The 15,212-nt window shown below is 50.1% G+C and carries 8 protein-coding genes and 1 tRNA gene; 5 read left to right on the forward strand and 4 right to left on the reverse strand.

What is annotated here, in order from left to right:
* Positions 1 to 33: 33 nt before the first annotated feature.
* The 5 genes from V3C19_RS04690 to V3C19_RS04710 all read left to right on the forward strand — a co-directional run bounded on the left by V3C19_RS04690 (position 34) and on the right by V3C19_RS04710 (position 10,061).
* Entirely contained in the window at positions 34 to 5,892 is a 5,859-nt protein-coding gene (locus tag V3C19_RS04690; RefSeq protein ID WP_302388944.1) for an RHS repeat-associated core domain-containing protein, read from the forward strand.
* A gap of 46 nt (positions 5,893 to 5,938) precedes the next feature.
* Positions 5,939 to 8,161 carry a tetratricopeptide repeat protein gene (locus tag V3C19_RS04695; RefSeq protein ID WP_130083484.1) on the forward strand — a complete coding sequence of 741 codons (2,223 nt, stop codon included), beginning with the start codon at positions 5,939 to 5,941 and terminating at the stop codon, positions 8,159 to 8,161.
* A 120-nt stretch (positions 8,162 to 8,281) separates the two neighbouring features.
* On the forward strand, positions 8,282 to 8,761 hold the full coding sequence (locus tag V3C19_RS04700; protein WP_295934399.1) for a hypothetical protein: 480 nt from the start codon (positions 8,282 to 8,284) through the stop codon (positions 8,759 to 8,761).
* Between the two features lie 50 nt (positions 8,762 to 8,811).
* Positions 8,812 to 9,447 (forward strand): hypothetical protein, encoded by a 636-nt coding sequence (locus tag V3C19_RS04705; RefSeq protein ID WP_295934398.1) that lies wholly within the window; start codon positions 8,812 to 8,814, stop codon positions 9,445 to 9,447.
* Positions 9,448 to 9,563: 116 nt separating this feature from the next.
* Positions 9,564 to 10,061, forward strand: coding sequence for a hypothetical protein (locus tag V3C19_RS04710; protein WP_295934397.1), 498 nt, complete (start codon positions 9,564 to 9,566; stop codon positions 10,059 to 10,061).
* Between the two features lie 250 nt (positions 10,062 to 10,311).
* Here the strand turns inward: V3C19_RS04710 and V3C19_RS04715 are convergent, their stop codons facing one another.
* From V3C19_RS04715 to proS, 4 genes are all read right to left on the reverse strand, one after another.
* Positions 10,312 to 10,971: a hypothetical protein gene (locus tag V3C19_RS04715; RefSeq protein ID WP_330937163.1), complete on the reverse strand. Its 660-nt coding sequence runs from the start codon at positions 10,969 to 10,971 to the stop codon at positions 10,312 to 10,314.
* 1,300 nt (positions 10,972 to 12,271) lie between these two features.
* On the reverse strand, positions 12,272 to 12,811 hold the full coding sequence (locus tag V3C19_RS04720) for a hypothetical protein (RefSeq protein WP_295934394.1): 540 nt from the start codon (positions 12,809 to 12,811) through the stop codon (positions 12,272 to 12,274).
* A gap of 237 nt (positions 12,812 to 13,048) precedes the next feature.
* Positions 13,049 to 13,123, reverse strand: a tRNA-Gly gene (locus tag V3C19_RS04725).
* Positions 13,124 to 13,691: 568 nt separating this feature from the next.
* Positions 13,692 to 15,212, reverse strand: a complete 1,521-nt coding sequence (gene proS, locus V3C19_RS04730; RefSeq protein ID WP_295934392.1) for a proline--tRNA ligase — start codon at positions 15,210 to 15,212, stop codon at positions 13,692 to 13,694.

Here is a 15,212-nt window from a genome sequence, read left to right on the forward strand (position 1 = left end):
ATCATATCAACATCAACAAATTAAATTAAAATCATGAAAACAAATAATTCCATGAACATTCAGAACGGAGTTTCCTCCGTTCCCGTCTACCAGAGGTGGTATTCCAGCCCCAAAATGGTTCAAGCAGCCCGTGGAAGAGCCATGGTTCTGAATGAGGAACCTGAATCGGAACCTGAACCCTGGCATGTTGTCTGGAATAAAAGCTTTTCAGACAGTTACTACAAAGGGAAGCCCTCTACCAGTGGAGACCACATGGAGACAGCCGAAAAATCCTTTACCGTACCGTCGGCTCCCACTCCACAACCGACAGAAGAAGACCCCACCCCCACTCCCCCCGAACCATTGGAAGCGACGTGCAACATGACCCTTACCGTAGATGACTGGGGCAAAATGTCCGTGGGACAATCCAGCACGGTTGCCCAGGAAATCGACATGACTTCGGGAGGAGAAGGCCCGCAGGGAGGGCATGCCAAATGGACCAAGGAAAGCGGTGAGTTCACCTTGAAATCCGGTGAATACACCCTGCATGTGGAACAGAATAATATCGACTATGATCCTCCGGAAAACAATATTTCCGTATGTGATTACAAATTTGAAGCCCACATCGACAAGGAAGGCCCCGCTACCGCAGGCGGCAAGAAAAAGCCAACCTGCGATTGTTGCAATTTTGATGGTCAAGGGGGGGGCTGCCCTCCGCCCCCGGCAGGAAGATCAAGAAGCGCGGCCCCCGTTTTTGGGAACACTTCCTCCGGAGGTGAAAACGCACAGGCAATCAGCGACGCTTCCCTGATGTACTGGGGGGCGGACTTCGGCCATTTCCGCGGGCTGGGCGGCATTCCCACCGGCTCCATTGAGTTGCTGGCGACCGATTCCACCGATGGGCTGAACCATCCCCATGCCCTCTGCTACGACTCCATGCTGGCAAGCTTCCTGGATATTCCGGAAGTTGGCATTGTGGCTGGAGGCACGTTTGATATTGTCACGGGAGCCGGGCGTGTTTGCGTTCAATGTGAAGTGGACAGGGAAACGCTGACGATCGTCGGCGAGTTTACGTCCTCCGGGAACCGTGCCTTCTTCACAACGGTGGACGGTGTTTTGTGCGTCCAGTGGATAAAGACGGACAAGAGCGTTGCCGTGTATAACGCCAGAACCGGAGCCCTTGTTTCCTACACGACCAGGTGGGGCAATATTTACACAGCCGAGCAGATTGGCGCCTATCTGCGCGTCAACAGGGACAGTGCAGGAGACCTCCTCCAGGTATGGAACCTCTGGGACGGCCTGCTCAACATTGAAGCCGTCACGGCTGACGGCTATACGATTGCCCTTTACACTCCCTCCCAGATTACCGGGCAGGATGAACAGGGGCTTTACACTGTTACGGGAGAACCGTTCAAAAAGTTCGTGATGGTCGGAGATGCCGCCACGGGCCGTTTCTCCGTCACCGAACAGACGCCGGGAAGGCTGGATTTCAAAACGGAATGGTGGCTTAACGGCAAAGCCTGGAACATGGCGCAGGGAACGGATGCTGAAGCCATCGTGACCCGCCGCACGCGGACGGAACTGGAGAAAGATACCTGGCAGCTCGTTACGGCGGTTTCCAAGGGAGAAGACGGAGCTGCCGCCTCCCATGTCTGCGAAGTGTACCAGACGACGGCTTATGGCGACCTGCTTCTTACCAAAGTGGATGGCTATGGCAGCGATCTTGCACAGACGACCACCTATGAATACGACTACTACGGCAGGAAGAAGAAGGAAACGCGCCCGGATGGAGGCGTATGGGAATGGTCCTACGACATGCTGGGACGCCTGACGCTGGAAAGGCAGCCCTGGTGCGGCGGCAAATCCCAGGACACGACATACCGGTATGTGACCGGGGATGGAGACAGCGAGGTAAGCAGCGATGTTGCCGAAGAACGCCGCCTCATGCGCGACGGTTCCAATAACCCCATTGAATTGTGGAAGAAAACCTACACGTACAGTCAAGCCGATCATGTCAGGCGCGTGGAAATCCGCACGACCGCTCTTGAGACGGAGACCGTCCAGCTCGAAGTGCAGGAAACGTGGCTGGGGAGCGCTCCCAACAGCTACGCGCAGGGCCGCATCAAGATGACCCAGGCCGTCAATGGCGTGCAGACCCATTATGAATATGCCGCCACGACGCAGCATGGAGCCGCTTATACGGAAACGCAGGAAACCCGCGTCAACGGAGAAGTGGTTCCGGGATTGAGCGTCAGAAAAGTCTCCTTCATTACCCCCCAGGGCAATACGGTGAGGGAAGAAAGCCATGTACTGCTTTCCGACAATACCTGGACGCTTACGGACAGCGCGGACTATGAATTTGACACAATGAACCGCTGGACGAAGCGCACCCGTGGCAACGGGCGCGTCTCCGAACAGGAATCCATCTGCGACGGACGCATCCTTTGGGAAAAGGATGAAGACGGCGTGCGGACAGACTACGGTTACGACAGTGCAAGGCTGCTGGTTGAGACGATCCGTTCCGCCACAGCGACAACTCCGGAAACCATCGTCAGTTACACGAAGGATGCCCTGGACCGGGCCACTGCGACCCGGACCGACACTGGAGCCATGAGCGTCGCCACGGAAACGGCCTACGACCTGCTGGGACGCATCACCAGCGAGACAGACTCTCTGGGACGGATAACCACTCACAGCTACAGCGCGAATGGCCTGACGGAAACCGTCACGACTCCCATGGGAGGAACGCTCATCACCCAGCGCCATGCGGATGGAACGATCCTGCGCCAGCACGGGACGGGCCAGCAGGACCTCAAGTTTGAAACCGATATGGCAAGCGACGGCCTCCGCGTGACAACGACCGTTCTCAACGGGACGGCGCGCGTTGTCCGGGGACGCGTCATTACGGACGGCTTCGGCCAGCAAATCCGTGTGGCAACGGTGCATACGAGGAATGGCAGCAATTACCGCCATCTGACTTACAACGCCAAAGGCCAGCTTGTCCGCGACCAGCTTGAAACACTGGCTCCCATCCTGTATGAATATGATTCCTTTGGCAACAAGACGAAGGAAACCGTGGCTCTTTCCGACGAACCGACCACGCTCAATTCACGGGTTATGGAATATACCTACACCCGTGAACAACGGGAAGAGGGCGTCTACGGACTTGTCACGACGACGGAATACGCAGCGGAAGGCACGCCCATTGTCCGGAAGGAAGCTACGCTGGTTTCTTCATTGAACCCCGTGCTGAAAAGCAAGGTGGTTACGACGGACGCCAGGGGGCATGACAGCGCCGATTGGACGGAATACGGGGAACCTGCCGCCAGGGTGCGGAAAGTGATCCAGCCCGGAGTATCGGATGCAGCCGTGATTCATACCGTGGACGGTTTTACCACCACTGTGACCGATTATGCAGGGATCTCCGCCAGCCAGAGCCGCGCCTATACGGCTCAAGGCATGACGATGGCCTATACGGACAGCCGCGGCAATACCACGACGGAAGTGTACGATACAGCCCTGCGCCTCCTTTCCGTGACGGATGCCGCGGAAAACAGCACGTCCTATGCCTACGGGCAGCCGCTGGACCATCCTACCTGCATCACCGACGCCATGGGCAAGACGGCCTGTTATGCCTATGACGCCAGGGGACGCAAGGAGGCCGAATGGGGAACGGCGATTCAGCCAGCCGTGTTCTCTTACAACGATGCGGACCAGATCACCGGCCTGACGACGTTCCGCGGTTCCTCGGAAGCTATCACGACTGATCCGCGAGAACGAACGGATGGAGACATGACGGCATGGAATTATAACGCCGCTACGGGATTGCCTACCCGAAAGACCTATGCAGACAACACCCATAAGGACATCAGTTACGATACGCTCAACCGCATTTCCACCTTTACGAACGGAAGAGGAAATGTCATGACGCGCAGCTATGACGCCCTGACCGGGCTGCTGACAGGCGAGACCTATGGCGAGGGTACTCCCTCCATCACGGCGACTTATAACCATCTGGGCCAGCTCACCGGCATTACCGATGCCAGCGGGACGCGCAGCTTCACCTACAACCAGTACGGGGAAGTGGAAGGGGAAAGCACGCTGGGACTTGTAGAAAGTTCCCTGGCGGCAGTGAAGGACGCCTACGGGCGAGCTTCAGGCTACAGCCTGCAATACGGCGGCGGCACTGTTTTACAAACGGGCTGGGGGTATGATTCCGCAGGAAGGCCTTCCACGGTTTCCCTCAACGCGGTGGCGACTCCGTTTACCTATGGCTACAATGCCGCCAACGGATTGCTGGAGACGCTGAACTATCCCAATACGCTGAAGAGATGGTACACGCTGGAAGAGAAGCGGGACCTGGTGGTCAAGATGGACTACCTGCGCCCAGGAAGCCAGAACTACCCGGCCAAGGTGGATTACACGTATGACTCTCTGGGACGCCCGGCGACGAAGAAGGATTATTTCAATACTCCTACTCCGGATCTTGTTCATACCTACACGTACAATGACCGCAGTGAAGTAATTGCCGACGCCCTAAGCCGGGGCGGAACATACACTTTTGCCTACGACAACGGAGGCAATCGGACAAATTCGCTGAAAGCGTCCGGACAGCGCAGTTACACGAGTAATATGCTTAACCAGTATTCCTCCATTTGCGATGATGACGGCACGACGGTTTTCATGCTCTATGACGAGGATGGCAACCAGACAGCCATTCTCACGTCTTCTGGAGAATGGATGGTCTCATACAACGCCCTGAACCAGGCAACTACCTTCACCCAGGGGAGCAAACGCATTGAATGTGTGTACGACTACCTAAACCGGCGTGTGGAAAAGACTGTCTACGACGGGGACACGCTGGTGTTCAGGAAGCGGTTCATTTACCTGGGCTATTTGCAGGTAGCGGAACTGGACGCCACCAATGAGACGGAGACGGCCGCCCCCATCCTGCGCAAGACCTATCTGTGGGACCCGGTGGAGTCCGTAGCGACTCGCATCCTTGCCATGAGTGTCTTTGACGAAGCCGGTGTTTACCAGGAAGACCTGTACTACACGCACGACCTGCTCAAGAACACGACGGCCTTGTTCGGCATCCAGGGAGGAAGGCGCGCCCTGTATGAATACGGACCCTATGGAGACATTATCAAGATGGAAGGAAACGCGGCGGAGATCAATCCGTTCCGCTTCTCCAGCGAATATCTGGATGACGACCTTGGGCTGGTTTACTACAATTACCGCTACTACAACGTAGTTGATGGACGCTGGATCAACCGCGATCCGATGGCGGAAAATGCCGGGTTCAATCTCTACTACTTTGTCGGTAATGGTTTGTCAATAGACTATCTTGGGTTGGTAAACTTTGATGGTCTCTTGCCCGGATTGAAGGATTTTCTGGAGAAACAGGCCCGGGCAGAAGCCCAGCAGAGATGTATTACATTTTGTAAAGAGTATGCTCCCAAAGGAACTCCGGATCAGGTCTGTACCGAAATCGGCAAACAGCTAGCAAAAAAACTGGAAGAAATTGCCAAAATGGCTGCCCACAAGATAGAAGGAACGGAGCCTCCTACCACAACAACAGGAAAACCCGGGAAGGGAGAGGGTGGTAGTGATAATTCTGGAGATGGAGGTCCCCAAGTTGGGGCCACTGCCATAGTTACCACTCCTGCTTTCGCTGGAAATTGGGGGACATCAGTAACTGGCACTGCGAATGTAGGGTCAAGTGGAGGGGTTAAGACGGGCGGAAACGCTAAACCTGTCGAAAATCCTGTTCCAGGAGTTAGCGTTGGCGTAAGTGTCAGTTTCCCTATTGGCAACGGTGGTGGTTCAGTGAAAATGGGTGGAAATGTTAATTTCCCGGCGAGCGGTGGTGTGGGAGTTGGAGGGAATGTAACAGTAACCTTTACATTCTAAAAAAGCATTTGATATTTTGGTATTATCGTTTATATATATTTATGTAATGCCGAAATATTATAATACTATTCCATTCCTTAAACTCCCTTCGCTACCGGTGCGAAGGGAGTTTAAGTTTTATGTATTTAACATCTGTGCATGTGTTTTTCTGACTTCAGTGACATATGCTTCTCCGGAAAAAGTACTATCCCATATTGAGCCGGTGATTGATTTACCAGTCGCACCTGAACAAATAAAATCAATCGAAACGTCAGCTCAACAGGGGGATGTTCAAGCACAATGTCAACTTGCCATATGTTATGGTAAAGGAACGGGCGTCCGGCAGGATTATCAGAAGGCTTTTCAGTGGGCATGGAAAGCTGCCCAGCAAAATAGTGCAGAGGGGCAATATCTGGTAGCGGCATGTTATTACCAGGGGAAGGGGGTAAAGCTGGATTTGAAAGAAGCGTTTAAATGGTTTTCAAAGTCCGCTCAACAGGGATATACGGACGCTCAAAACAACCTGGGAACCATGTATAAGGAAGGTATGGGCATTGAGCAGGATTTCAAGGAAGCCATGAAATGGTTTTTCCTGGCTGCTGAGAAAGAAAATGTTGTCGCTCAGCACAATATTGGGATCATGTATGTACATGGACTAGGAGTTAAGAAAGATTTGAAAGAAGCCTTCAAGTGGTTTTCAAAGGCTGCCCGGCAACAACATGCTGCGGCACAATATAATCTTGGAGTCATGTATGCAGAGGGTCAAGAGGTTCCACAGGATTGGAAAGAAGCTTTCCAATGGTATTCCGCTGCTGCCCGGCAACAGTATGCCCCGGCACAATGCAATCTTGGCGTTATGTATGCACAAGGTCAGGGGATTCAACAGGATTGGAAAGAGGCTTTCATTTGGTTGGAGCGTGCTGCCATGCAGGGAAATGCCTTTGCGCAAGTTTATCTTGGAGTCATGTATGCACAAGGTCAAGGGGTTCCACAGGATTGGAAAGAAGCCTTCAAATGGTTTTCCCTGGCAGCAAAACAAAATGATCGGGAGGGTCAGTACAACCTTGGAATCATGTATCAGAATGGAACGGGCGTTCCCCAAAACGATCAGGAAGCATTTAAGCTATATTGTGCCTCAGCCCGGCAACAATACGCCCCAGCCCAAAATGATCTTGGAGTGTTATATTACCGGGGAACTGGTGTTGAAAAAGATTTAAAGGAGGCTTTCAAATGGTTTTTCCTGGCTGCAAAACAAGATTACCCCAATGCCCAGTATAACCTTGGAAGGATGTATCTGGATGGGATGGGGGTTCCCCAGAATGATCAGGAAGCTTTCAAGTGGTTCTCTCTGGCAGCAAAACAAAATGATCCGGATGCCCAATGCAGCCTTGGAATCATGTATATAAATGGAAAAGGAGTTCCACAGGATTTGAAAGAAGCTTTCAAATGGTTTTTCCTGGCTGCGCAGCAAGGGAATGCTGAAGCCCAATACAATCTTGGAGCTATGTATGTAAATGGGCAGGGAGTCGAGAAAGATTTTAAGGAGGCATTCAAGTGGTATTCAAAGGCCGTAGAACACCAATATGCCCCGGCTCAATATGCTCTTGGAATTATGTACTCGCAAGGTATTGGTGTTAAAGAAGATTTGAAAAAAGTTTTTGAATTGTATTCCTCTGCTGTTCAACAGCAATATGCTCCGGCTCAATGTGAGCTTGGTGTCATGTATGCGCAGGGCCACGGAGTTCCACAGGATTGGAAAGAGGCTTTTAAGTTGTATTCCGCTGCTGCCCAGCAGGGATATACTCCAGCTCAAAATAATCTGGGAGTTTTGTATGAACGAGGTCAAGGAGTTGACCAGAATTGGAAGGAAGCTTTTAAATGGTATTCCGCTGCTGCCCAGCAGGGATGTACTCCAGCTCAAAATAATCTGGGAACTTTGTATTATCGGGGAATTGGTGTTGAAAAAGATTTGAAAGAAGCTTTCAAATGGTTTTTCCTGGCTGCAAAATTAGGTTGTGCAAATGCCCAATATAACCTTGGAAGGATGTATCGGGATGGGATAGGGGTTCCCCGGGATGACCAGGAAGCTTTCCAATGGTTTTCCTTGGCTGCAAAACAAAATAATCCGGAGGCCCAATACAATGTGGGAACCATGTATGCAAAAGGAAAAGGTGTCCAACAGAATATGCAGGAAGCTCTTATTTGGATGAAGCGTGCCGCTGAACAAGGAGATCAGGAAGCTCAAGCTTTTCTGGATGATTTTTCCAAAAGCGCACAAAGCCCTCATTAAGAATCTATATCTTATTACACGAGACTCCCGGATATTCCGGGAGTCTCTTTGTTTTTCCATTTTCCTGGTGGATTTTTCGGGAAAGAAGCAGTAGGTTGGGAATTGTTTCCCTGTCTCTCCATGAATACGCCTCTTCATTGCCTGCTGCTCCAGACGCCGGGAGAACTCCTGGAAGGTGAAAAAGACTTCCTCCGGCTGGGGTATGCCGTGGAAGCCTTTCCTTCCATGCAGGACGCCTCCGGCCTGGATGATGCGGAACCGGAAGAACTTCCGCTGCATGCCTATGCCCCCGGCTGGCGCCATGGAGACCTGCCGGAGGTCCGCTTCCGCCGTGCCTCTCTGGTCCGGATGCTGGCCGATTCCCGCTGGCAGAAGGAGGATTTCCTCATCTTTGGAGCAAGTGACGCCGTGCCGCTGGTGAAAGCTACTACTCTGCGCGACGCCTTGGAAAAGGAACGAAGAGTTCATCCGGAAACGCATGTCCTGCGCCTCTTCCATCACAAGGCCCATTCACCCAACGATCCCCGGAAAGTGGAACCTCTCTGTGCTTTTTCGTGTTCCAGTCCCACAGGAAATGTAGCAAGACCCCTGCAAGGTTAAATTCTAATAATTTAAGAAATTAATTATCCTTAACAATATTATATAGAACCATGAGGAAGATCATCATCGCATTTATTGTAATCATTGTACAAACATCTTGCTCACCTTCTTCTAAAAAAGAATATAATTTCGCAAAAAATTATGATAATTTATCATCATATTTAAATTGGAAGGATCAGGAAAATATAGAGATGGCTTTTTTGAGGCCGTTTGAATATAGAAAAAACACCTTCCTCATCATTATTCCCCAAGAGAATATTGTTCTATTCGAAAGAAAATCAGATAGTAATCTTGAGAAAAGCGTTTTTGACGTATATGATATGCAATTACCAAGCAATCAAGAGGATAATGCTGAACTAGCATTTCGTCAGGGGAGGTACAGCAATTCGGATCAATTTAATTATCTTATGAATTGTTTTTCCAATGTACTCATTTTTAGAGAAACAATAGAAATAAGGGAAAATAATTTTGATATTCTTGAAAATATTATTCATGGATTATGCGTGGAAGATTTGAATATTATTGATGATTGGACCAAAATTCATATTGTGAAAAAATTAAGAAGCATCAGTATTAATGTTCAGGGAGCAATAACAATACAAACGACTACATTTCATTACGAATACATTGATAATAAAACACCAGCAAAAAAAATAGATGAATCCTACTATTTCAGATTAAATTAGGGACCGATCTATATGGTATTTATTTTTATAACAATAGAAAGAGATTTGAATTAGAATTTCACGTCTCTTTTATGTTATGAGTTTCAGTATGAGAGGATTTTCTCTGCCCGGAAATTATGGAAAGGCAGAAAAGAAGGAATCCTTACCACGCAGAAGCTTTGCAAGGATTCGAAAAGGGAGATGACGGAGTGGATGATGGATTTGTGATAAATTATCATCAGATAGTTACATTAATCTGTAACTCTTCTCCAACACCCGGATCTCAAAAAAAACGGCCACCCGGAGCCCTTCCTTTGAATGTGAACCGTATCAATATGGCCGAATTGAACTACAGAGAATTTTTCCTCGAAGTGAATGGAAATCACGGTTTCCTTCCCGATGTGGACGGCGTCCATGCCGAAGTCCGCTCCCTCCAACAGAATGTCGATTTAATCATGCGGCCGGAGCTTGTGGAATTTGGCGTTTTCCCACATGCTGTACACTTGGTCTTTGGAACGCCGCATCGGACAGACGCATGCATACTTCTTGGTGTTGGAGTGCCGATATTGATTAAAGACAGGGAATCGGTGATCAGGAAGCAGATGCCGGACTGCAGGCCAATGAAGCTGACCTGAAGGACCTGGAAGTCATAGTCGTTATTTTACGATTTACGATTTTTCCAGGTACATCATGCTGAACGCCTGCCGCGTTGTGATGGTCATGCACAGGGTGCTGTCGTTGAGGGTATGGCGATCCTGCATGAAGGTTTTGGCAAAGAGTAGCTTGTCGAGAGCTATTGGGGCGCAGGCCAGCCAAAGGCTGGAATAAATATCAATGAGGAACTGTTTAAGATATGGAAACGAGACTGCATCCCTTTTTATGTTCCTATGATTTCGGTTGCAATTTAAGAAGGTTTTTTAAATTGATGGACACATTCAGGGATATTGATTTGTCTGAGATGGATTTTTTCAGATTTTTATTTTCAAAATATTGAGAGGATTTTATTCTGGCCCATTCCTGATGAAATTGCTGCATTGCATTTTGATAAACGGGATTCCAGGTCTGAAGCATATATTCGGAGTCTTTTTCAGACTGGGGACTCCTGTTGAGCAGGGAAAGGGAAATTTGAAAACGAAGGGAATTAAATAATGAGACAAGGCTCTCCTCATTCGCTTCCGCCGTGTTCCGATCCGTGATCCTGGCGGCAGCTGCATTTAAACGGGGAAGAATTTCCAGAATGCCATCCATGATTTTGCGGGGGCTGGGATGCGCACAGAGCGCTTCCATGAGTTGCGCCTCCTTGTTACCTTTCTGTGCACCTTCCCGGAAGAGTAGCTTCGCTGCATTCATGTCTTTTTCACGGTACATCGCAAAAAAGGCCTGGAGCAAATAGGGATATCCCTTATTCTTCTCAAAAGCATTGATGCAGTCCGGATCGGAAAGATAGGATTGATGCTTGTTCAGATAGCCCATCAAGGATGGAGCATTTTGTTTCCAGCATAAATTCAAATTCAATTTCCAACAGGTTTCTTTTTTGCAGATCACGCAACAGGTTTAATGTATCCTTGAGCTGCTGGTTAACTGCTACCAGGACGGCATACAATTCTTTTGCTTCATCTTCCGTTGCCTCGTACTTTGCGGGGTTGCTCCGAATGCTGTCCGCTAGAATAACATTGTTCAGTACAGCACGTTCCCAAAGAAAGGAAATTGTCTCTTCCTTGTTTTGTCCGGTTTCCGGCGTTGTAATGGAATCAAGAACGTCTTTTAATTATTTACAATCTTGCAAGATATTATGGACCAGCAAAACACCGTATTTGAATGAAGAAAGGTCCGTTCCAAGATCGTTTTGCCGAGGAGCGGGTGATTTTTTCTGCCCAGATTCCGCAGCCTCCCGGGTGAAGGAACCTTGGGCCCCGCTCATCCATAGGATACATGTCAATACCAACAATTTTGAGAGATACATATAATGAATGTTATAAAATAAAACAAGATGTTTAGAAGGAGTAGTTTATTTGGGTGGGGCTGATGTAGCTGGCTCAAATTTTCTCCCTTGCATGCTGGTACTCCCGGAGGATAAATCACATGGTACATTGTATATTAACACGGCCTATTTTCACGTTCAGTAATTTCAATCCTGCTTTAACCGAGAAATCCTGCTGGCCTGCAAGGCCCAACTTGCTGCGGAATTTATCTTGCGGGAGAGAAGCAACACGTCCTTTTTTAGCCGGCTCATTTGTCTACATTGTTGTGAAGGGGGAATTGATCAGAAATGGAAAGATTTATGATGAATGTGGATGGTAATTGTTGTGAGAGGCTGGCGGTAACGCTGTTTTATGGGGCGAAAGCTCTGTCCGCGAATGCGTCTGTACCCAAATCGGTGAAAGGAGGTCTGGTTACAGCCAAAAAGAAGCAGAAACCAAGAGAACGGCCCGTACGATGGCATGGTTGTTGCTGGTGGGGTCCTCCAAGGATGGAAATGTAGCCCGAACAGGTTATATAATCCGGTGGTTTTTCAAATGTAGGGAAGCGCTGGATGAGGATTATACGATGGCAAGGTCTGTAAGACGTATCTGGATGGAGGGCGATTCATTGAACAAATCGGCCGTGAGAGCATTTATCGGGTAATTATCTGATAAAATAGTGTGCCACTATTTTCCGGCATTGCGTCTTTCTTCCTCTTGGTCAAGGAAAGGGTGCAGGAGATTCCTTCGGGGTAAAACACCGTAACCCAATAACACGATTTTCCATGTTTCCCTTCTTGAAGCATGGGAAATCGTCCTGCGGGGGCTTCCTCCCGATTTAGCAAACGTAAGGGTTGCTCCAGTCTCAGGCAGTCTTTTTCCGTTTATTGTTTTTCTGAAGATTTTTTCAGCATGAATGAGATGTTTCCTCCTATACTTTCTTCCTCTAAAACATAAGCATTGCCCCCATCAGATGTCTTAAAATAAAGGAATAAATAGGGTTCAATCGCTCTAGGAACACCATTTTCTATCTTTACGGATTTGATAACCAATCTGTCCTTTCCTATTTTTTCACAAATATAACTTTCTGAATCTTGCCCCTTTGTCCGTTGGTCTTTGGAAAATACGATCGTGGCATTGTAGGAGGAATCGGAAGTATATGATACACGTTCTTTATATTTTTCGTAGTAGTCTCCAATTCCTCCATTTCTGACGATTGCACCATCGTCAAGAGCTTGAGTATAAAAGCTGATATGGACGTATTTTATCTTTTTGCTCGTCATGGTCAGCGTGTAGCCGTCGAGGGAATCAGGAATCGTGATGGTCTGGTCGCTAGGAGGAGAAATGCTTTTTTCTTCCGCCGACATGGAAGGATGAGCGGAGAGCAGAAAAGAACATGCGCTTATTGGCAATAATATATTCATGGTGAAGTAACGCTAATAACCAGAATCATCTTTACTATATCAATGATAGAGTAGTAATCAACACGTTTTATAAGTGATCATTGCTGATTCAGTGAATTATGGGCATAGCGTGATCTATTGGCATTACGGAATGCGTCACCAATCACAGCAGAACCCGGAGATTCAGCTCTGCATCAAAATCAGCAGATGAACACACAAAAAAAACTGCCCGGAAGGAACAAGTTGGAAAAGAAAAAATGGAGCGGATGATGGGATTCGAACCCACGACATCAACCTTGGCAAGGTTGCGCTCTACCCCTGAGCTACATCCGCTTTGGATGACCGGTTGCCTTGCGGCGTCCGTGTGGCAAAAAATATATATGGGGATTCGAATTTGGCAAGATTTTTTTAGAGAAAAGTCCGTCTTTTTCCCAGGAAGCTGTCTGAAAATTACCGTTTGCCGTGTGGCGGATGGAAGTTCCCATATTTATCAGAGGCATCTTGAAGGAAGAGGGAGGGGAGTTTGCTTGTCCAGACTATTCCTATTTCACGGGGAACCCTGTCAGCAAAGTGTCTGTCGCGTTCAGATCGTCCCCGGTTTTCAGGTGGACATGAACGAATAGGTGATTCCGCCTGGCTGTTATCACGCAATGCACTCATTCCAAGAATGGTGGAGATTGGCATTCAGGAAGGTAAACCAGAGGTCTATGGTTTTATCCTTTATAAGGGATTAAAAAATAGAGAGGTCTGGTGCCCGATATCCGATAGAAGTGTTTTTCTGAACAAAGTGTCGGAGGGCGTGGGAGAATCTCCGCAGCATGAAAAACGGGACTGTTCCGGGAAGGCTTGTTTACCTGGCCGCGGAACAGTCCCGGGAAAGCGGATGGTTTTTATGAGAGGGTCAGTAGCTTCTGGCCCAGAGGACGCGGCGTTCCGTCAGGCGGCCGGTGAGGATGCACGGGGCGGGGTCTCCGTGGCCCAGTTCTCCCAGAGGAATGCAGCGGATGGAAATGCGCAGGCGTTTGGCGAGTTCCTCCTCCTCTTCCGGAGAGCCGTCCCACGGCACTTGCAGCCAGTCTGCGTCTCCTTCCCCGGAGAAGTTTTCTTCCAATTCCCGGAGTGTTGAGGCGGGGCGGATGTGAGCGTCCCGGAAGGCAACAGCCTTGTTGAGCAGGGTGTCCTGAATGCTCTGGAGGATGTCCGTGATGGTGTCCGCCAATTCCGTTTCAGGGAGGAAGGTTTTTTCGTTGGGGGCCTGGTCGCGCCGCTGGAAGCAGACGGAGCCTTTTTCCAGGTCGCGGGGACCTATTTCCAGGCGCACGGGCACGCCTTTCTTGACCCATTCCCATTTTTTGGCGCCGCCGCCCAGGTCGCGCCTGTCCACCAGCACGCGGAGGGGCTGGCCGTGGAAGGTTTTGGCGCGGAGGGTGCGGGCCAGTTCCTCGCAGTGGTCCAGAATTGCCTGGCGCGTGTCTTCCTTGGGGGTAACGGGAATGATGACTACCTGCTGGGGGGCCACGCGGGGCGGGCATATCAGGCCGTCGTCGTCGGAGTGCATCATGATCAGGGCGCCGATCATGCGGGTGGAGACGCCCCAGGAACTTGTCCACGCGAATTGCTGGGTGTTGTCCCGTCCGGCAAAGCAGATGTTCTGCGATTTGGAGAAGTTCTGGCCCAGGAAGTGGGAGGTGCCCGCCTGGATGGCCTTGCGGTCCTGCACCATGGCTTCCACGGTGTAGGTCCGTTCCGCTCCGGGGAAGCGTTCCGCTTCCGTTTTTTCTCCGGGAATGGTGGGGATGGCAAGCACGTCGCGCTGGAATTCCTCGTACACCTTGTGCATGGTGAGGGTTTCTTCAATGGCTTCCTCCCGCGTTTCATGCGCGGTGTGGCCTTCCTGCCACAGGAATTCCGCGGTACGCAGGAAGATGCGGGGCCTCATTTCCCAGCGCATGACGTTGCACCACTGGTTGATCTTGAGGGGAAGGTCGCGGTAGCTGGACGTCCAGCGCGCGAAGGCTGCGCCGATAACGGTTTCCGACGTGGGGCGGATGACGAAGGGTTCCGTGAGCTCCCCGGTAGGGATCATGCGTGTTTTTCCGGTGGTTTCATCCTTCTGGGCTTCCAGCCTGTGGTGGGTGACTACGGCGCATTCCGTGGCAAAGCCTTCCGCATGATCGGCTTCCTTTTCCAGATAGGAGATGGGGATGAGCAGGGGGAAGTAGGCGTTGGTGTGACCCGTGTCCTTGAAGCGCTGGTCCAGATCTTTCTGGATGAGTTCCCAGATAGCGTAGCCCCACGGCTTGATGACCATGCAGCCGCGTACTTCGGAGTTTTCCGCCATGTCGGCTCCCTTGATGACTTGCTGGTACCACTCGGGGAAGTCCTGGGTCCGGGTGGGGGTGATTGCAGTTTGTTGAGACAT

The organism is Akkermansia sp. AE01SA01 (assembly GCF_036417395.1).
In the GTDB taxonomy this organism is placed as follows: Bacteria; Verrucomicrobiota; Verrucomicrobiia; order Verrucomicrobiales; family Akkermansiaceae; genus Akkermansia.